We start from the raw sequence: 17,701 nt of genomic DNA, 5'->3' as shown, positions 1-17,701 counted from the left end.
CAGGCCCACGGGGCGGGCCCGGCAGCGTAACGAACAGGGTTACGAACAAGGTCGTAACGAACATGTTCACCACGGGGAAGGATGTCGAACGCTGAACCACCTCGCCCCGCCCGCTTCCGCCCCCCACCCCTCTGCCAAGATGCCGCTGTCATGGTGCAGATACCGAACACGCCCACGAGTGCCGACGTGGCCCGCCTGGCCGGCGTCTCGCGCGCGACCGTCTCCTACGTCCTCAACAACACCAGCGCCGTACGGATCAGCGAAGCCACCCGCCGGCGCGTGCACGAGGCCGCCCGGGAGCTGGGGTACGTCCCGCACGCCGCCGCCCGCAGCCTGCGCGCCGGACACAGCCGTATCGTCCTCATGCCCGCGCCGGCCATCCCGGTGGGCCCGCTGTACGGCGCGTTCCTGAACGAACTCCAGTGGGCGCTCGGCCGGCTCGACTACACCGTCGTGCAGTACGGCAGCGTCGGCCTCCAGGGCGACGAAGCCGCCCGCGCCTGGGCCGAGTTGCGGCCGGTCGCCGTCCTGGTGCCCGGCGCCGGCCCCGGCCCCGGGGGCGTGGCCCTGCTCAAGCGCTCCGGCACCCGGGCCGTGGTCACCCTCGGTCCCGGCCGCGTCGACGGGGCGCACGCCCTGCTGATGGACCACACCGCCGTCGGCCTGCGCGCGGGCGCCCACCTGTACGACCGGGGCCGGCACCGGATCGGTGTCGTCCTGCCCGCGGAGCCGGGTCTCGAGGCCTACTCGCGGCCCCGGCTCGCCGGTGTCCGCGAGGCGCTGCGCGGCACCGGCGCCACCGTGACGGAGCTGCCGCTGGCGTACACCGAGGAGGCCGCCGCCGAACTGGCCGCCGGCTGGCGCCGGTCGGGCCTGGACGGGGTGTTCGCGTACAACGACGAGTACGCCATGCTGCTGATGCGCGCCCTGCAGGACGAGGGCCTGCGCATCCCGCAGGACGTCGCCGTGATCGGCGCGGACGACCTGATGCTGGGCCGGCTGCTGCGGCCCCGGCTCAGCACCGTCCACATCGAGCTGCCCTCGGGCCGGGCCCTCGCCGAACTGGTCGACCGCGCGGTGCGCGACCCCGGCGGGAAACCGGAGGTGCACACCGTGCTGGGGGCCTCGGTGGTGCAGCGGGAGTCCAGCTGAACCCTCGGTACCGCCGCCCCCGCACGGGCTACTTCTGCGCCTGGCCCTGCTGGTCGGCGATGCTCTTGCGGACCTCGTCCATGTCGAGGTTGCGGGCCTGGCCGATCAGGTCCTCCAGCACCGGCGCGGGCAGGGCGCCCGGCTGGGCGAAGACCGCGACCTGGTCACGGATGATCATCAGCGTCGGGATCGACTGGATCTCGAAGGCCGCGGCCAGCTCCGGCTGCGCCTCGGTGTCCACCTTGCCGAACACCAGGTCGGGGTTGTCGGCGGCGGCCTTCTCGTAGACGGGCGCGAACTGCCGGCACGGAGGGCACCACTGCGCCCAGAAGTCGATGAGAACGAACTCGTTCTCACTGACCGTCTGGTCGAAGTTCTCCTTGGTCAGCTCCACGGTGCTGGTCATGGCGTGATTCCCACTTCCTGGTGTAGGGGGTGTGCCGACGGCGGAAACACGGTCGCCGGGCCGCCTATTCCACCCGTGCGCGCCGGTGTTACGCGCGCGTACCCGTGTGGCCACGGCGCGCACCACCCACCAGACTGACCCCATGACGGAAACGGAAACCATCGCGTACGACGTCGTGGTGATCGGGGGCGGACCCGTGGGGGAGAACGTCGCCGACCGCACCCGCGCGGCCGGGCTGACCACCGCGCTCGTGGAGAGCGAACTGCTCGGCGGCGAATGCTCGTACTGGGCCTGCATGCCCAGCAAGGCCCTGCTCAGGCCGGTCATCGCGCAGGCTGACGCCCGCCGGCTGCCCGGCCTCGCCCCGGCGGTCCGGGGCCCGCTCGACGTCCCGGCGGTGCTCGCCCGCCGGGACGAGTACACCTCCCACTGGCACGACGACGGCCAGGTCGCCTGGCTGGAGGGCACCGGCACCGACTTCCACCGCGGCCGGGGCCGGCTGGCCGGCCCGCGCACGGTCACCGTCACCGCCCCCGACGGCACGGTCACCACCCTCACCGCCCGGCACGCCGTCGCCGTCTCCACCGGCACCCGCGCCCAGCTGCCCGACCTGCCCGGACTCGCCGACGTGAAGCCCTGGACGAGCCGCGAGGCCACCAGCGCCAAGGCGGCCCCCGGCCGGCTGATCGTGGTGGGCGGCGGTGTCGTCGCCACCGAGATGGCCACCGCCTGGCAGGCCCTCGGCTCCCGGGTCACCCTGCTGGTCCGCGGCAAGGGCCTGCTGAACCGGATGGAGCCGTTCGCCGGGGAACTGGTCGCCGAGGCCCTCACCGAGGCGGGCGTCGACCTGCGCACCGGCACCTCCGTGGAGTCCGTCAGCCGCGAGAACGGCACGGTCGTGGCCGTCACCTCCGCCGGCGACCGGATCGAGGCCGACGAGATCCTCTTCGCCACCGGGCGTGTCCCGGCCACCGACGACCTCGGCCTGGAGAGCGTCGGCCTGGAACCCGGCTCCTGGCTGGACGTGGACGACAGCCTCCGCGTCACCGGCACCGACTGGCTGTACGCGGTCGGCGACGTCAACCACCGCGCCCTCCTCACCCACCAGGGCAAGTACCAGGCCCGCATCGCCGGCGCCGCGATCGCCGCCCGCGCCGGCGGCAGCGCCCTCGCCGAGGAGCCCTGGGGCGCCCACGCGGCCACCGCCGACCACCACGCCGTACCCCAGGTCGTCTTCACCGACCCGGAGGCCGCCGCGGTCGGCCTCTCCCTCGCCGAGGCGGAACAGGCCGGCCACCGCGTCCGCGCCGTCGACGTGGAGTTCTCCTCCGTCGCGGGCGCCGGGCTGTACGGCGACGGCTACAAGGGCCGCGCCCGCATGGTCGTGGACCTGGAGGAGGAGATCCTGCGCGGGGTCACCTTCGTCGGCCCCGGCGTCGGCGAACTCGTCCACTCGGCGACCGTCGCCGTCGCGGGCCGCGTCCCGGTCGACCGGCTCTGGCACGCGGTGCCGTCGTACCCGACATTGAGCGAGGTGTGGCTGCGGCTGCTGGAGGCCTACCGGGACAACTGACCCTCCCCGTCAGGGCAGTTCGAAGCCGAGTGCCTCGGCGGCCGACCGGGGCGTCGGCTCGTTCCACAGCGCGGCGACCGCCTCGTTGGTCGACAGCGAGCGCGGTTCCGCGCGGTCCAGGTACAGCGTGCCGTCCAGGTGGTCCGTCTCGTGCTGCACGATCCGGGCCGGCCAGCCGGTGAACACCTCGTCCAGCGGGCGGCCGTGCTCGTCCTCGGCGCGCAGCCGCACCTCGGCGTGCCGCGCCACCACCGCCTGCCAGCCCGGCACGCTCAGGCAGCCCTCGAAGAACGCGGCGCGGGCGGTGCCCACCGGCTCGTACACCGGGTTGACCAGCACCCGGAACGGCTGCGGGACACGGCCCCGGGCCGCCGCGACCTCCTCCGGCACCGGCGCCGGGTCCTCCAGGACCGCGATCCTGAGCGGCACGCCGACCTGCGGCGCGGCCAGGCCCACGCCGGGGGCCGCGTGCATGGTGGCGCGCAGGGCCGCGACGAACCGTGCCAGCAGCGCGGGCCCGAGCTGACCGTCGTACGGTTCGGTGCCGCGCCGCAGCACCGGCTGCCCGGCCGCGACGATGGGCAAGGGGCCGCCGGCGGCGAGGAGTTCCTCGACCCGCTCGGCGAGCGGTGCGTGATCAGGGGGAGGTGCCATCGCGTCAGGATGCCACGCCCGCCCCCCGGACCCTGTGGCACACGTCACCAACACCCCGGGGAACCCCGCCGCTTCGCGGTCCGACTCCTGGACCGCAACCGCTCCGACACCGAGCCCCCGGAGAGCCCCGCCGATGACCACCGCAACCTCGACCACCCCGGCCGAGGCGTCCCGCCCCGTCACCCGCGGCCGCTGGGCACCCCTGCGCCCGCTCGTGCTCCGCCTGCACTTCTACGCCGGCGTGCTGATCGCGCCCTTCCTGCTGGTCGCCGCCGTCACCGGCCTGCTGTACGCGGGCTCCTTCCAGGCCGAAAGACTCGTCTACGACCACGAGCTGACCGTCCCGGTGGGAGAGCGCGAGCTGCCGGTCTCCGCCCAGGTGGCCGCTGCCCGCGAGGCCCACCCCGAGGGCACCGTCTCCGCCGTACGCCCCTCGCCCGAGGCCGGCGCCACCACCCGGGTGCTGCTCTCGGGCGTCAAGGGCGTCGACCCCGCGCACACCCTCGCCGTGTTCGTGGACCCGTACACCGGGAAGGTGCGCGGGGCCCTGGAACAGTACGGCTCCACCGGCGCGCTGCCCCTGCGCACCTGGATCGACGAACTCCACCGCGACCTGCACCTGGGCGAGACCGGGCGGCTCTACAGCGAACTAGCCGCCAGCTGGCTGTGGGTCATCGCGGGCGGCGGTCTGCTGCTGTGGTTCTCCCGGCGCCGCGCCCTGCGCCGGGTCCGCGGCACCAGCGGCCGGCGCCGCACGCTCGGCCTGCACGGCACGGTCGGCGTCTGGACCGCAGCGGGCTTCCTGTTCCTGTCCGCGACCGGCCTGACCTGGTCGACGTACGCCGGCGCCAACATCGACGAACTGCGCACCTCGCTCGGCCAGGCCACCCCGTCCGTCTCCGCGGCCGTGGCCGGCGGCGAGCACGCGGGCCACGGTGAGGCGGCCGGCCCCGGCGGCACGGCCGCGCACGGTGTCGGCCTGGACACGGTGCTCGCGGCGGCCCGCGCGAAGGGGCTGGACGACCCGGTGGAGATCGTGCCGCCGGCCGACGCGGACAGCGCCTGGGTGGTCCGGCAGGTCCAGCGCAGCTGGCCCACGAAGCAGGACGCCGTCGCCGTCGACCCGGCCACCGGACGGGTCACCGACGAACTGCGGTTCGCCGACTACCCGGTGCTCGCCAAGCTGACCCGCTGGGGCATCGACCTGCACACCGGCGTCCTGTTCGGGCTCGTCAACCAGATCGCGCTCGCGCTGCTCGCGCTCGCCCTGGTCCTGCTGGTCCTGTGGGGCTACCGCATGTGGTGGCAGCGCGGCCGGGGCTCCGCCTTCGGCCGGCCGGTCCCGCGCGGCGCCTGGGCCGAGGTGCCGCCGTACCTGCTCGTCCCGGCGCTCGCGGCCGTCGCCGTGCTCGGCTGGTTCGTGCCGCTGCTCGGCATCCCGCTGGCCGGTTTCCTCGCCCTCGACATCGTCCTCGGCGAGATCGCGTACCGGCGCGGGCGGCGCACCTACGGCAGGGCCGGCGCGGTGAAGTAGCGTGGGGCGACACGCCGACGCCGAGAGGGGGCACGGGACGATGGCGCGGGAAGGCGAGCGGGCCCGGCGGCGCGGCCAGGGCGAGCTGGAGGGCCAGGTCCTCGGCGTGCTGCGCGAGGCGGACGGGCCGGTCACCGCGGCCTGGGTGCAGCAGCGCCTCGGCGGCGACCTCGCCTACACCACCGTCGTCACCATCCTGACCCGGCTGCTCGCCAAGGACGTCGTCGCCCGCGAACGGCACGGCCGGTCCTTCGTGTGGACGCCGACCGCCGACGTGGCCCGGCTGGCCGCCCTGCGCATGCGCCGCCTGCTGGACGGCGAACGGGACCGCGAGGCGGTCCTGGCCAGCTTCGTCACCGCCCTGCCGCCCGGCGACGAGCAGCTGCTGCGAGCCCTGCTCGACACCCCGGACCCGGACGCCGGCGGTACGGAGGACTGACCGCTCATGGGGGTCTTCGTCTTCCTGCCACTGGTGCTGCCGCTGTCCGCCTGGCCGGTCGCCCGGCTCGCCGAGACCCGGCTGCACCCGCGCACCGCCACCCGGCTGCTGACCGCGGTCGCCGTCGTCATGGCCGTGTGCAGCACGCTGTGCCTGGCCCTGCTCATGGTGGTCGGCACCGCCCAACTGCCCGGCAACCCCCTGCCGGACGGCTGGTCCGACCCCGAGGTGCGCGCCGCCGTCCCGCACGACGAGGTGGCCGGCCGGGCCGCCATCCCCGCGCTCGCCGTGGTCACCGCGGCCTGCGCCCGCACCCTGCGGCGGCACCGCCGGGTCACCCGCCGGGCCCGGCGGGCGCTGGCCGGGGTGCCGGGGCCCACGGTGGCGGTCCTGCCGGACAGCACGCCGTACGCGTACGCCCTCCCCAGTGGCCGGGGCCGGATCGTCGTCACCACGGCCCTGCTGGCCGGCCTCGCGCCCGCCGAGCGGCGCGCCCTGTTCGCCCACGAGCGTGCCCACCTGACCGCCCGTCACCACCGGCATCTGCTCGCCGCGCACCTGGCGGCCCGCGCCAACCCGTTCCTGCGTCCGCTGCGCACGGCCGTCGTCTACACGGCCGAGCGGTGGGCGGACGAGGAGGCGGCCCGCGTCGTCGGCGACCGGCGCACGGTGGCCCGCGCCATCGGCAGGGCGGCCCTGCTGTCCCCGGGCACCCCGGTACCGACGCTGGCCACGCTGGCGGCGACCGGTCCCGTGCCGCGCCGGGTGGCCGCGCTGCTGGCCCCGGCGCCCGCGGCCCGTACCTGGCCGTCGGCGTTCACCTCGGTCGGCCTGGCCGCCTGGGGCGCGGCCGCCGGGGCACTGGTGTCCGCGATGTCGTCGGCGAACTCCGCCGTCACCCTGTTCCTGGTCCTGCACGCGGCGACCCCGCTGTGACCGGCGGGCACGGCGGGTTCCCGGCGGCCCGGCCCCGCGGGACGTCACCCGCGAGCGCCGATGCGATGCGCGGCTGCCGCTCCGTCTCCTCGTGCCGGGCCCGCCGTCCGAGCGGGCGGCCCGGCACCAGCCGGGCGAAGTGGTGGCGGCCGCGGTCCGGTCCGCTCCGGCACCTCTGCCACCGCCAGGCCGGCACGCGGGCCGCGCCGGCGTCGTAGGTGATCTCGCCGAACGGGGTCGTCACGGCTACCAGACGAGCCGTGCCGCCGGCTTCCGCAGGGTGGGGCGCTGTGGGCGCCAGGTGGCGACCAGGGCCGCCGCCAGCAGGAGTTCGGCGATGTCGCCGCCGTAGTACATGAGCTCCGCGCCGCCCCGGACCTCGGGGACGGGAGCGTGCACGTGGACCCAGAAGCCGCCGTACATCAGCTGCGCGACGACCGCGTGCACGGCGATCGCGCACCCCAGCACGACCAGCCGGGGGCGCACGCCGGGGCGGGCCGGGGCGGGGTCCGGTCCGGCGACCGCGTGCGCGAACAGGCACCCGGACAGCAGGAAGTGCGCGTGCAGCAGCCAGTGCCCGGCCGGGTGGGCCATGACGGTGTCGTAGAGCGGGGTGAAGTACAGGACCGGGAGGCTGCCCGTGGCCAGCAGCAGGGCCGGGACCGGGTGGGCGAGCACGCGGGCCGGGCCGCTGTGCAGGAGCGCGGTGACCCGGCGGGCGCGGGGTGCGGACAGGGCGCGCAGCAGGAGGGTGACCGGGGCGCCGAGCACCAGGGCGAGCGGCGCGTACATGCCGAGGAGCAGGTGCTGGGCCATGTGCCCGCGGAAGTCCCGGTGCGCGAAGGGCGCGAGCGGCGGCAGCAGCGCCACCGCCAGCAGGACCAGACCCGCGCCGAAGCCGGCGGTGCGCCAGTGGCTCCAGGCCCGGTCGCGGTGGCGCGCCCGGCGCACCAGCAGCAGATAGCCGGCCGCGCACACCAGCAGGGCCAGTGCCGGCAGCAGCACGCCGAGCACACCGTCGCCGGCCTGGCCGGGGGAGTGGTGGTGGCCCATCAGGCGGCGCTCCCCTCGCGTCCGGCACGCGGGGCCGCCGGGTCGAAGGGCCGTGCGCCGCGCCGCAGCAGCCCGCCGCCGGCCAGCAGCAGCGCGCCGAGGGCCAGGAAGGCCATGTCCCACCACACCTGGTACGGCCCCCCGTGCACATGGTGGATGCCCAGGATCTGATGGTCCACCAGGCCCTCGACGAGGTTGAACAGCCCCCAGCCGGCCAGGATCCAGCCCCACAGCACCCGCGAGGCCCACACCTGCCGCCGGCCGGTCGTCACCCGGCCGTACAGCACGGCGAGCCCGCTGAGGACGGCGAGCCAGCACACGGTGTGGAAGATTCCGTCCCACACGGTGTTCATCTCCAGCCCGGAGACGGTGTGGGGGTCGTAGTAGCGGATGCCGATGCGGTCGTGGTTGGTGCTGCTGAGCATGTGGTGCCACTGCAGGAGCTGGTGCAGCAGGATGCCGTCGACGAATCCCCCGAGCCCCACGCCCAGGAGGATCCCGGGCAGGCGCAGACTGGCGGGCGCGGTGTCGGTACGGGGGTCACGCACGGTGGTGGCCATCGCTCCTCGTCTCGGTCGGTTCCTCGGTCGTTCGGTGGGCGGCGGACGCCCTACCGACAGCTACCAGTTCCCCCGGCTTCCGCGCTGCGGCACGCTCGGCCATGTGTGCGAAGCGGGTGGAACGGCCGGAATTTCCCGGCCGGATACGGCCCTGTGGGGGCGTACTTCCCGCTTTGTGCCCGGCGAAAGGCTGATAAGCCATAACTTGTGTGGTTTGGCGAGCGTTTCCCTGGTGCGGGTGACTGCCCGCGACCGTATGGGGAAGGACAGGGAACCGATGAAACGGGTTACCCGAAACAGTGTGATCGCCATCGCCGCCGCTTCCGGTGCGATGGCAGTGGCGGGACCGGTCCACGCCGACGCCGGCGCGAACGGCGCCGCGGTCCGCTCGCCCGGGCTGGTCTCCGGCAACGGCATCCAGCTGCCGGTGCACCTCCCGGTGAACGTGTGCGGGAACACCGTCGACGTCGTCGGGCTGCTCAACCCGGCGATGGGCAACCGCTGCGCCAACGCGAGCGGCCACACCGCCGGGAAGGAGACGGGGAAGGCGACCGGGACGCAGACCGGTACGCAGACGGGGGCGCAGACCGGGACGCAGACGGGGGCGCAGTCCGGGACGCAGACGGGCGCGGCCACGGCGCCCGGCGGGGCCACGGCCAACGGCACCGAACAGGGCTCGCCGGGCGTGATCTCCGGCAACGGCATCCAGCTGCCGGTCGACCTGCCCGTGAACGTCAGCGGCAACTCCGTGAACGTGGTGGGCGTCGGCAACCCCGTCTTCGGCAACACGTCCGTGAACGGCTCGGCCGAGCCGACCACGCCGGCCACCTCGGAGCCGACCACGCCGGCCACCCCGCCGGTGCGCTCCGAGCCCACCCTGCCGTCCCAGACGCCGAAGGCCCACACGCTGCCCAAGCCGGCCCCGGTCGTCGTACGGCAGCCGTCCGGCACCCTCGCGCGCACCGGTTCGGACGGCACCTGGACGGCGGCCGTCGCCGGCCTGGCCTCGCTGCTGGGCGGGTCGGTGCTGTACCTGCGCTTCCGGTCCAGGGGGGCCGGCCGGGAGGCCTGAGCGGCGCCCCGGAGGACCCTGACCCACGCAGCACCGGGCCGGCCGGCCACGCGCCGGCCGGCCCGGGCGCCGTGGCAGCCGCGGGCGGTGTCACCAGCCGGTGAACAGCAGATGGTTCACCAGGAGAGCGAGCACCGCCTGTGCGGCGAGCCAGCCGCGCGGCCGGGGCAGGAACGCGCAGGCCGCGAGCAGCCACATCGCGAACGGCAGCCAGATGCGCTCCGTCTCCGCCTTGCTCATCCCGGACAGGTCCGCGGCCAGCAGGGCCAGCAGGGCCGCCGCCACGACGAGGGCGAGCCGCGTCTCGGCCGGGGGCGCCGTGCGGCGGCGGGCGGCCGGCGCGGCGGCCCGCCGAAGCCCGGCCGCGGTCGCCACGCCGGTGACCAGCACCGTGCAGGCCAGGTTGGCCCACACCCAGTAGCCGTAGGGGCGGGTGCCGCCGACGCCCTGGTAGTAGCGGGTGACCAGCAGCCGGTACCCCTCCCACCAGTCGAACCCGGCCGCCGTGAACACCGCCGGGACGACGGCCGCCCCGGCCAGGAACAGCAGCGGCGGACCCGGTCGCCCGCGGACCCGGTGCCGGCCCGCCACCAGCACCGCCGCGCCGATCAGCGCGAAGAGCGTCAGGCCGTAGGAGAGGTAGCAGGCCAGGCCGAACAGCAGGCCGCCGCCCGCCGCCCAGGCCACGGACCGTCCGGTGGCCGCGAGGGCCGTCAGGGCCATGGACCAGGCGGCGACCGCCGCGAAGTACCCGTCGGCCGAGGCCCCCACCCAGACCGCGGCCGGGGCCAGGACCAGGAACGGCGCCGCCCGCCGGGCCAGCCGCTCGTCGGCCAGCGCCCGCACCGCCACCAGCACCGCCACACCGGCGGACGCGCCGACCGTGACGCACCAGGCGCCGGCCCAGCCGCCACCGCGCAGGGCGGCCCGGTCGAGGAGGACGAAGGTGAGGGTGGCCGCCGGCGGGTGCCCGGCGATGTGGGCGGGCCAGGGGGCGGGGGAGCCGCTGACGATGTGGTGGGTGAAGTCGCGCAGCGCGGCCGGGATGTCGTGGAAGCGGCCGATGACCGTGAGGTACTCGTTGCGGGTCGTGAGCCGTCCGGCCACACCCCGCTGCCAGCCGTCGACCAGCGCCAGCGACCACGTCCAGGCCAGCGCCGTGCCCCAGGCCGTGAGCAGCAGCCCCCGCCACGGCAGCCGGGCGGCCACGGACGGCCCGTGGGCCACCACGGCCACCGCCACCAGGACGGCCGCCGGCGTGCCCGGGCCCAGGTGCGGGTCCCAGTCGGCGAACAGCGGCGGCCAGTGCACGAACAGGGTGCGGCGGGTGCCTTGGATGTGCCGGCCTACGAGCACGGCGACGAGGACGAGCAGGACGGCGGCGGCAGCGGCACCGAGATCGGCGCGCAGGCCGGCGTACCGGTCGCGGAGGGGAGCCTGGGTCACACCGGAACGCTAGGTCGGCGACCGGGCGCGGAGCGGGACCGGCGGCAGGACGTCAGCGTTTCGTCATGGGTGGCGAACCCGTTCCCGGTGCCCTTCCGGCCTACCGTCGGAGCATGCGAGACCACCCTCCGCGGCTTCCCTCCTCGCCCGGTTTCTGGCGCAGCCCGCTGCGCGGCCCCTGGTTCACCTCGGTGCTCGGTCTGGTGCTCCTCGTCGGCATCACCGTGCTGTTCGTGACCGGACTGGTGTCGTACGCGGCCTACAACCCGGGTCTGTCCCGGGTGAACGACCAGACGCCGGACAAGGGGATCCTCGGCTTCTACCTCTTCGCCTGGCCCACCGGCCCGGTCTGGCTCTACCGGTTCACACAGGGCGTCCACGTCACCCTCGGCATCACCCTGATCCCGGTCCTGCTGGCCAAGCTGTGGTCGGTGGTGCCGAGGCTGTTCGCCCTGCCCCCGCCCGCTCGGTCGCGCACGCGCTCGAACGGATCTCCCTGCTGCTGCTCGTCGGCGGGGGCCTGTTCGAGTTCACGACCGGTGTGCTCAACGTCCAGCTGGACTACGTCTTCCCGGGCTCCTTCTACCCGCTGCACTTCTACGGCGCCTGGGTGTTCTTCGCCGCGTTCGCGGCCCACGCCGTGCTGAAGGTGCCGACGGCCCTGCGCGCGCTGCGGCGGCGGCGGGAGGAGGGCGACCTGGTCACCCCGCGCCCCGACGCGCCCACCGTCTCCCGGCGCGGGGCGCTGGCGCTGGTCGGCGGCGGCTCGCTGCTGCTGTTCCTGACCACGGTCGGGCAGAGCCTGGGCGGCCCCTTCCGCCGTACGGCCCTGCTCGCGCCGCACGGCGTGGCGGACCCCGGCGGCGGCCCGAACGGGTTCCAGATCAACAAGACGGCCGCGTACGCCGGGATCACCCCGGCCGACACCCATCGGGACGGGTGGCGGCTCGTCGTCACCGGCCGCACCGGGGCCGTGCGCCTGAGCCGCGCCGAACTGCTCCGGCTGCCCCTGCACAGCGCGTCGCTGCCCATCGCCTGCGTGGAGGGCTGGTCGACCACCGACCAGTGGTGGCGCGGGGTGCGGCTGCGCGACCTCGCGGCGCTCGTCGGCTACGACGGCGACCCGCCGGACGTGTTCGTGGAGTCGCTCCAGCGGCACGGCGCCTTCCGCCGCGCGGCCCTGCGCGCCAACCAGGTCGCCGATCCCCGCTCACTGCTCGCCCTGTACGTCAACGGCGAGGAACTGTCCCCCGACCACGGCTACCCGGCGCGGATCATCGTGCCCGCCGCGCCCGGTGTGCTCAACACCAAGTGGGTGGCCCGGCTGACCTTCGGAGACCTGTGATGCGCCGCCGCCCGCCCCTCGGCAGTCCCTTCCAGATCCTGCTGCTCGCCTGCTCGTTCGCGCTCGCCGGCTATGCCGGGGTGCGGCTGCTCGCGGGTGACTGGCGGGCCGTCGCGCTGTGGCTGGTGGGGGCGGCCCTGCTGCACGACCTCGTGCTGCTGCCGCTGTACGCGCTGGCGGACCGGGCGGTCGTGCGCGGGCTCGGCGCCGTCGGGCGGCGGGAGTACACGCTGTACCTGCGGGTCCCGGCCGCCCTGTCCGGGCTGCTCCTGCTCGTGTGGTTCCCGCTGATCAGCGGGATGGCGGACCGGCGCTACCGGTTGGCCACCGGCCTGTCCCCGGACGGCTTCCTCGCCCGCTGGCTGCTGATCAGCGCCGCGCTGTTCGGCGGCTCCGCGCTGCTGCTGGCGGTGCGGGGCCGGGAGCGGCGCGGGGCGCGCAGGGCGGCGAAGCGGCGTCCGCCCGCCGTCCACTGACCCCCCGTCCGCCAGCCCGCCCGGCCCGCGCACCGCAGCAGGGCCGGGGTGCCGAGCCGGGCCCACGGGAAGGCACCGCCGGCCGCCACCGCCCCGGTGCCGGCGACGACCTGCACTTCGGAGCGTTCGTCGACGTCCGCCGCGGCCGTCTCGGCGATCAGCAGCCCGCCAGGACGCAGCAGCCGGGCCACCCGGTCCAGCAGGGCACGCGGATCGCCGCCGATGCCGATGTTGCCGTCCATGAGCAGCACCGTGCCCCAGCGGCCCTCGCCGGGCAGCGGCTCGAACACCGAGCGCCGCAGGGCCTGGCCGCCGAGCCCGACGGTGCGTTCGACGGCGGCCTCGCTGACATCGATCCCGAGGACGGTACGGCCCCGGGCGGCGAGTTCCGCCACCAGCCGCCCCGGCCCGCAGCCGACGTCGAGCACCGCGCCCTCGCAGCGGTCCAGCACCGCCTGGTCGACCGGGTCCGCCTGCGCGCACCACCGCTCGACCTCCAGCGGCAGCAGCCGGCCGTCGCCGTGGCGCAGGAACAGCGGGCCCCGGCCGGTGCGCAGCGCATCGGCGTAGGGCTCGGCGCCGGCCCAGGCGACGGCCGGCGGGGTGCTCATCGGGCCGTCCCGGCGGCGGTGTGCGCGGGGCTCATCGGGTGGTCCCGGGGCCGGTGGGCGCGGTGCACCGGGCCAGCCGGGCGGCGAACCGGCCGTGCGGGGCGAGCGCGGCGACCGCCGCCGCGTCGGCGGCGGTGTCCACGTCCCGCAGCCGGGGCAGGTCGCGCACCCGCAGCCCGGCGGCCACCAGCCGCCGCCGCTGCACGGCACCCGTCCACCGCGTCGACATGGGCACGCCCCGCAGCAGCCCCGGATCGGGCTCGGCCAGCCCCAGCGCCCAGAACCCGCCGTCCATCGCAGGGCCGAAGCACGCGTCGTACCCGGCGAAGGTCACGGTCAGCAGCTCCGGGGTGACCTGGGGGGTGTCCATGCCGATGAGCAGGGCGGGACCCTCGCACCGGGCGAACGCGTCGGCCAGCCGGGCGTCCAACGGGCCCGCGCACTGCGGTACGACGTCGAAACCGGGCGGCAGCCAGGGGCCGGGAGCCCCGTCCAGCACCAACACGCGCCGGTCGGCCGGGGTGGCCGCCACCGCGTGCAGGGTGTCGGCCAGCGCCGCCTCGGCGAGCGCCGCCGCCTCCGCGGGGCTGAACGGCGGGGTGAGCCGCGTCTTGGCCTTTCCCGGCAGCGGTTCCTTGGCGATGACGAGCAGCGTGGTCACCGTACGGCCCCCCGGTCGGCCGGGGGTTCGGCGAGGACGCGGCTCATGTCCCGCACCGCCTGCCAGGTGCCGCGCCAGGTGCCCGTCACCTTGGAGGAGCCGGCGCGCGGCAGGTACGGCACGTCGTGCTCGGTGATCCGCCAGCCCGCGTCGGCCGCCCGCACCACCATCTGGAGCGGATAGCCGCTGCGCCGGTCGCTCAGACCGAGCGCGAGCAGCGGCTCCCGGCGGGCCGCCCGCAGCGGGCCCACGTCGTGCAGCCGCAGTCCGGTACGGCGGCGCAGCAGCCCCGCGAGCGCGAGGTTGCCGGCCCGGGCGTGCGCGGGCCAGGCGCCCCGGCCCCGCGCCCGCCGCCGGCCGAGGACCAGGTCGGCCCGCCCGTCGAGGACGTCCCGCACGAAGGGCACGAGGAGCCCGGGATCGAGGGAGGCGTCGCAGTCGCAGAAGCAGACGACGTCGGCGGTGGCGGCGGTGAGCCCGGCGTGGCAGGCGGCACCGAAACCGCGCCGCGGCTCGTGGACGACGTGCGCGCCGAGCGCGCGGGCGAGGTCCGCCGAGCCGTCGGTGGAGCCGTTGTCCACGACGAGGGCGCGCCAGCCGGCCGGGATCCGGGCGAGCACCCAGGGCAGGGCCGCGGCCTCGTCCAGGCACGGCAGCACGACGTCCACGCTCGCCGGCGGGGAGGACGAAGAGGGCTGAGGGGGTGATGAGGTGGTCACGCCGTTCACCCTACGAACGGGAAGCGGACATATCGGGCGGGTGCTCCTTACGAAACGCGGACGTCGGGGCCGTCGGCGGGCCGGGGGAGCGACACCCGCGGCGGCCCGGTGCGAGGCTGGGACCATGCAGCAGCCGCACCCGCCCGGCACGGGCACGACCACCGACCGGACCGCCCCGGCCGACCGGCCCCCCGCCGTCGGCTCCGCGACAGACCCGGCGTCCGCCGCCGGTGCCGCGCGGGTCCTGGTCGTCGACGACGACGCCACCGTGGCCGAGGTCGTCGCCGGCTACCTCGGCCGCGCCGGGTACGTCGTGGACCGGGCCGACGACGGCCCCACCGCGCTCGTCCGCGCCGCCGCGCACTGGCCGGACCTGGTGGTCCTCGACCTGATGCTGCCCGGCATGGACGGCCTGGAGGTCTGCCGCAGGCTGCGCGCGCGGGCCGCCGTACCGGTCGTCATGCTCACCGCCCGCGGCGACGAGGACGACCGCATCCTGGGTCTGGAGGTCGGTGCCGACGACTACGTGACCAAGCCGTTCAGCCCCCGCGAACTGGTGCTGCGGGTGCAGTCGGTGCTCCGCCGCGCCCGCCCCGCCGTGACCGCCGGCCCGCTGGCCGCCGCCGGTCTCACCGTCGACCCCGGCGCCCGCCGCGCCACCAAGAACGGCACCGGACTCGCCCTCACTCTGCGGGAGTTCGACCTGCTCGCCTTCTTCCTGCGGCACCCGGGGCGGGCGTACAGCAGGGAGGACCTGATGCGCGAGGTGTGGGGCTGGGACTTCGGCGACCTCTCCACCGTGACGGTCCACATCCGCCGGCTGCGCGGCAAGATCGAGGACGACCCGGCCCGGCCGCGCCTGATCCAGACCGTGTGGGGCGTCGGCTACCGCTTCGACCCGAGCGGCCCGGGCGAGGAGGACTGACATGCGCGCCACCCTGCTCATCGCCCTGTACGCCTTCGCCGGGGCCGCCGTCACGGGCCTCGCGGGAGCCGCCGCGCTCCGGCTGCTGCGGCGCCGCACGCTCACCGCGTCCCTCGCCGTCGTCGCCGCGGTCGGCGTCGGCGGCGTGCTCACCGGCACCCTCGCGGTCGCCTGGGCGATGTTCCTCTCCCCGCACGACCTGACCGTGGTGACGACGGTCGTCGCGATGGCGGCCGTCGTCTCCCTGGCGACCGCCCTGCTGCTGGGCCGCTGGATCGTCGCCCGCAGCCACGAACTCGTCCTGGCGGCGCGCTCGTTCGGCGAAGCCGGCGACTTCGCCGCACCCGCGGCCCCGACCACCGCCGAACTGGCCGAACTCAGCCGCGAGTTGGCGGCCACCAGCGCGCGGCTCGCCGAATCCCGGGAACGGGAACGCCTGCTGGAGACCTCGCGCCGGGAACTGGTCGCGTGGATCTCCCACGACCTGCGCACCCCGCTCGCCGGACTGCGCGCCATGTCGGAGGCGCTGGAGGACGGCGTCGCCGACGACACCGACCGCTACCTGAAACAGATCCGCACCGAGGTCGAACGCCTCAACGACATGGTCGGCGACCTCTTCGAGCTCTCCCGCATCCACGCCGGCACGCTCCCGCTGACCCCGTCCCGCATCTCGCTGTACGACCTCGTCGGCGACGCCCTCGCCGGAGCGGGCCCGCTCGCCCGCGCCCACGGCGTCCGGTTGGTCGGCGACCGGGTCGAGCCGGTACCGGTGGAGGTCGACGCCAAGGAGATGAGCCGCGTCCTGGGCAACCTGCTGGTCAACGCCATCCACCGGACGCCCGCCGACGGCACGGTCGCCGTCGCCGCCGCGCGCTCGTCCGACGGCGTGGTGGTCTCCGTGACGGACGGCTGCGGCGGCATCCCCGAGGAGGACCTGCCCCGCGTCTTCGACACCGGCTGGCGCGGCAGCCACGCCCGCACCCCGCCGGCCGGCGCGGGCCTCGGCCTGGCCATCGTGCGCGGCATCGTCGAGGCCCACCGGGGCCGGACCACCGTGCACAACATCCCCGGCGGCTGCCGCTTCGAGGTCACCCTGCCCGCGGCCCGCTGACTCATCCTGAGACCGCGAACTCCCGCATGCCCTCCGCGAAACCGACCTCCGGCTTCCAGCCCAGGTCGCTGCGCAGCCGGGAGGAGTCGGCCGTGATGTGCCGTACGTCGCCCAGCCGGTACTCCCCGGTGACCACCGGCGCGGGCCCGCCGCAGGCGTCGGCCAGCGCGCGGGCCATCTCCCCGACGGTGTGCGGCTCGCCGCTGCCGGTGTTGTACGCGGTGAGCACACCCGGAGCGCAACGGGCCTCCAGCGCCACGACGTTGGCGGCGGCCACGTCCCGCACGTGCACGAAGTCCCGGCGCTGCCGCCCGTCCTCGAACACGCGGGGCGCCTCACCCCGGGCGAGCGCGGACCGGAAGAAGGAGGCGACACCGGCGTAGGGGGTGTCGCGGGGCATCCGGGGCCCGTACACGTTGTGGTAGCGCAGCGACACCGCGGAGCCGCCCGTCGACCGGGCCCAGGCGGCGGCCAGGTGCTCCTGCGCCAGCTTGGTCGTGGCGTACACGTTGCGCGGATCGGCCGGCGCGTCCTCCCCGACCAGTCCCGGAGCGAGCTGGGCACCGCACACCGGGCACCTCGGCTCGAACCGCCCCGCGTCCAGGTCGGCGACCGTCCGCGGCCCCGGCCGTACCACCCGGTCGCGCGGACACACGTACCGTCCCTCGCCGTACACCACCATCGAACCGGCCAGTACGAGGTGCCGTACCCGCGCCTCGGCCATGGCGGCGAGCACGACGGCGGTGCCCAGGTCGTTGCGGGAGACGTACTCCACCGCGTCCCCGAAACCCGTCCCGAGGCCGACCATCGCGGCCTGGTGGCACACCGCGTCCACGCCGGCCACGGCCCGGGCGACCGCCACCGGATCGCGGACGTCCGCACCCGGATCCGCCCGCACGTCGAAGACGACCGCCTCGTGCCCGCGCGCCGTCAGCGCCTGAACGACATGGGACCCGATGAACCCGGCACCGCCGGTGACCAGTACACGCATACGCCCACGCTAGGGCCGTAAGGGCGTGCCTCCAGGG

Annotated in this window: 17 protein-coding genes and 1 pseudogene; 9 read left to right on the top strand and 9 right to left on the bottom strand. The window is 75.7% G+C overall.

Features of this window, described 5'->3' with window-relative positions:
• The first annotated feature begins 150 nt into the window (after window positions 1-150).
• A complete protein-coding gene (locus ACZ3ZD_RS13830) occupies window positions 151-1,152 on the top strand; it encodes a LacI family DNA-binding transcriptional regulator (RefSeq protein ID WP_467396345.1) in 1,002 nt (333 codons plus the stop codon).
• Between the two features lie 28 nt (window positions 1,153-1,180).
• On the opposite strand, the gene ACZ3ZD_RS13825 is transcribed toward ACZ3ZD_RS13830, so the two are convergent.
• Window positions 1,181-1,558, bottom strand: coding sequence for a thioredoxin family protein (locus ACZ3ZD_RS13825; RefSeq protein ID WP_467396343.1), 378 nt, complete (start codon window positions 1,556-1,558; stop codon window positions 1,181-1,183).
• A 142-nt stretch (window positions 1,559-1,700) separates the two neighbouring features.
• On the opposite strand from ACZ3ZD_RS13825, the gene ACZ3ZD_RS13820 reads away from it, so the two are divergent.
• A complete protein-coding gene (locus tag ACZ3ZD_RS13820; protein ID WP_467396341.1) occupies window positions 1,701-3,131 on the top strand; it encodes a dihydrolipoyl dehydrogenase family protein in 1,431 nt (476 codons plus the stop codon).
• Window positions 3,132-3,140: 9 nt separating this feature from the next.
• On the opposite strand, the gene ACZ3ZD_RS13815 is transcribed toward ACZ3ZD_RS13820, so the two are convergent.
• Entirely contained in the window at window positions 3,141-3,785 is a 645-nt protein-coding gene (locus ACZ3ZD_RS13815) for a peptide deformylase (protein ID WP_467396339.1), read from the bottom strand.
• A gap of 133 nt (window positions 3,786-3,918) precedes the next feature.
• Here ACZ3ZD_RS13815 and ACZ3ZD_RS13810 point away from each other — a divergent pair, with 133 nt between their 5' ends.
• From ACZ3ZD_RS13810 to ACZ3ZD_RS13800, 3 genes are read left to right on the top strand one after another with little or no spacing between them, the layout of a single operon-like run.
• Window positions 3,919-5,319, top strand: coding sequence for a PepSY-associated TM helix domain-containing protein (locus ACZ3ZD_RS13810; protein WP_467396337.1), 1,401 nt, complete (start codon window positions 3,919-3,921; stop codon window positions 5,317-5,319).
• Between the two features lie 40 nt (window positions 5,320-5,359).
• Window positions 5,360-5,758, top strand: coding sequence for a BlaI/MecI/CopY family transcriptional regulator (locus ACZ3ZD_RS13805; RefSeq protein ID WP_467396336.1), 399 nt, complete (start codon window positions 5,360-5,362; stop codon window positions 5,756-5,758).
• A gap of 6 nt (window positions 5,759-5,764) precedes the next feature.
• Window positions 5,765-6,694, top strand: coding sequence for a M56 family metallopeptidase (locus ACZ3ZD_RS13800; protein WP_467396334.1), 930 nt, complete (start codon window positions 5,765-5,767; stop codon window positions 6,692-6,694).
• A 246-nt stretch (window positions 6,695-6,940) separates the two neighbouring features.
• Here the strand turns inward: ACZ3ZD_RS13800 and ACZ3ZD_RS13795 are convergent, their stop codons facing one another.
• Window positions 6,941-7,747: a cytochrome c oxidase assembly protein gene (locus ACZ3ZD_RS13795; RefSeq protein WP_467396332.1), complete on the bottom strand. Its 807-nt coding sequence runs from the start codon at window positions 7,745-7,747 to the stop codon at window positions 6,941-6,943.
• Window positions 7,747-8,307, bottom strand: a complete 561-nt coding sequence (locus ACZ3ZD_RS13790; RefSeq protein WP_467396330.1) for a DUF2243 domain-containing protein — start codon at window positions 8,305-8,307, stop codon at window positions 7,747-7,749. Before ACZ3ZD_RS13790 ends, ACZ3ZD_RS13795 begins: the two co-directional genes overlap by 1 nt.
• A 301-nt stretch (window positions 8,308-8,608) precedes the next feature.
• Here ACZ3ZD_RS13790 and ACZ3ZD_RS13785 point away from each other — a divergent pair, with 301 nt between their 5' ends.
• Complete coding sequence (locus ACZ3ZD_RS13785) at window positions 8,609-9,379, top strand: chaplin (RefSeq protein ID WP_467396328.1); 771 nt, start codon at window positions 8,609-8,611, stop codon at window positions 9,377-9,379.
• 90 nt (window positions 9,380-9,469) lie between these two features.
• Here the strand turns inward: ACZ3ZD_RS13785 and ACZ3ZD_RS13780 are convergent, their stop codons facing one another.
• Complete coding sequence (locus tag ACZ3ZD_RS13780; RefSeq protein WP_467396326.1) at window positions 9,470-10,825, bottom strand: hypothetical protein; 1,356 nt, start codon at window positions 10,823-10,825, stop codon at window positions 9,470-9,472.
• A 113-nt stretch (window positions 10,826-10,938) separates the two neighbouring features.
• On the opposite strand from ACZ3ZD_RS13780, the pseudogene ACZ3ZD_RS13775 reads away from it, so the two are divergent.
• Window positions 10,939-12,170: pseudogene (locus tag ACZ3ZD_RS13775) on the top strand (molybdopterin-dependent oxidoreductase).
• A gap of 313 nt (window positions 12,171-12,483) precedes the next feature.
• Here the strand turns inward: ACZ3ZD_RS13775 and ACZ3ZD_RS13770 are convergent.
• Genes ACZ3ZD_RS13770 through ACZ3ZD_RS13760 form a run of 3 tightly spaced genes read right to left on the bottom strand, consistent with a single transcriptional unit; the run spans window position 12,484 to window position 14,646 of the window.
• Window positions 12,484-13,257 carry a class I SAM-dependent methyltransferase gene (locus ACZ3ZD_RS13770; protein ID WP_467396325.1) on the bottom strand — a complete coding sequence of 258 codons (774 nt, stop codon included), beginning with the start codon at window positions 13,255-13,257 and terminating at the stop codon, window positions 12,484-12,486.
• Window positions 13,258-13,288: 31 nt separating this feature from the next.
• Window positions 13,289-13,918, bottom strand: a complete 630-nt coding sequence (locus ACZ3ZD_RS13765; protein WP_467396323.1) for a TIGR04282 family arsenosugar biosynthesis glycosyltransferase — start codon at window positions 13,916-13,918, stop codon at window positions 13,289-13,291.
• Window positions 13,915-14,646: a glycosyltransferase family 2 protein gene (locus ACZ3ZD_RS13760; RefSeq protein ID WP_467396321.1), complete on the bottom strand. Its 732-nt coding sequence runs from the start codon at window positions 14,644-14,646 to the stop codon at window positions 13,915-13,917. The genes ACZ3ZD_RS13765 and ACZ3ZD_RS13760 overlap by 4 nt, the downstream gene beginning before the upstream one ends.
• Window positions 14,647-14,761: 115 nt before the next feature.
• Between ACZ3ZD_RS13760 and ACZ3ZD_RS13755 the strand changes: the two genes are divergently transcribed.
• Window positions 14,762-15,562: a response regulator transcription factor gene (locus ACZ3ZD_RS13755; RefSeq protein ID WP_467396319.1), complete on the top strand. Its 801-nt coding sequence runs from the start codon at window positions 14,762-14,764 to the stop codon at window positions 15,560-15,562.
• Between the two features lies 1 nt (window position 15,563).
• Window positions 15,564-16,673, top strand: a complete 1,110-nt coding sequence (locus tag ACZ3ZD_RS13750; protein ID WP_467396317.1) for a sensor histidine kinase — start codon at window positions 15,564-15,566, stop codon at window positions 16,671-16,673.
• A 1-nt stretch (window position 16,674) separates the two neighbouring features.
• Here the strand turns inward: ACZ3ZD_RS13750 and ACZ3ZD_RS13745 are convergent, their stop codons facing one another.
• On the bottom strand, window positions 16,675-17,664 hold the full coding sequence (locus ACZ3ZD_RS13745; RefSeq protein ID WP_467396315.1) for an NAD-dependent epimerase/dehydratase family protein: 990 nt from the start codon (window positions 17,662-17,664) through the stop codon (window positions 16,675-16,677).
• Window positions 17,665-17,701: the final 37 nt, after the last annotated feature.

It is taken from the genome of Streptomyces sp. NPDC023481 (assembly GCF_055560195.1).
Note: the sequence above shows the minus strand (reverse complement) of the source record. Positions and strands in the feature narration are given on the sequence as shown.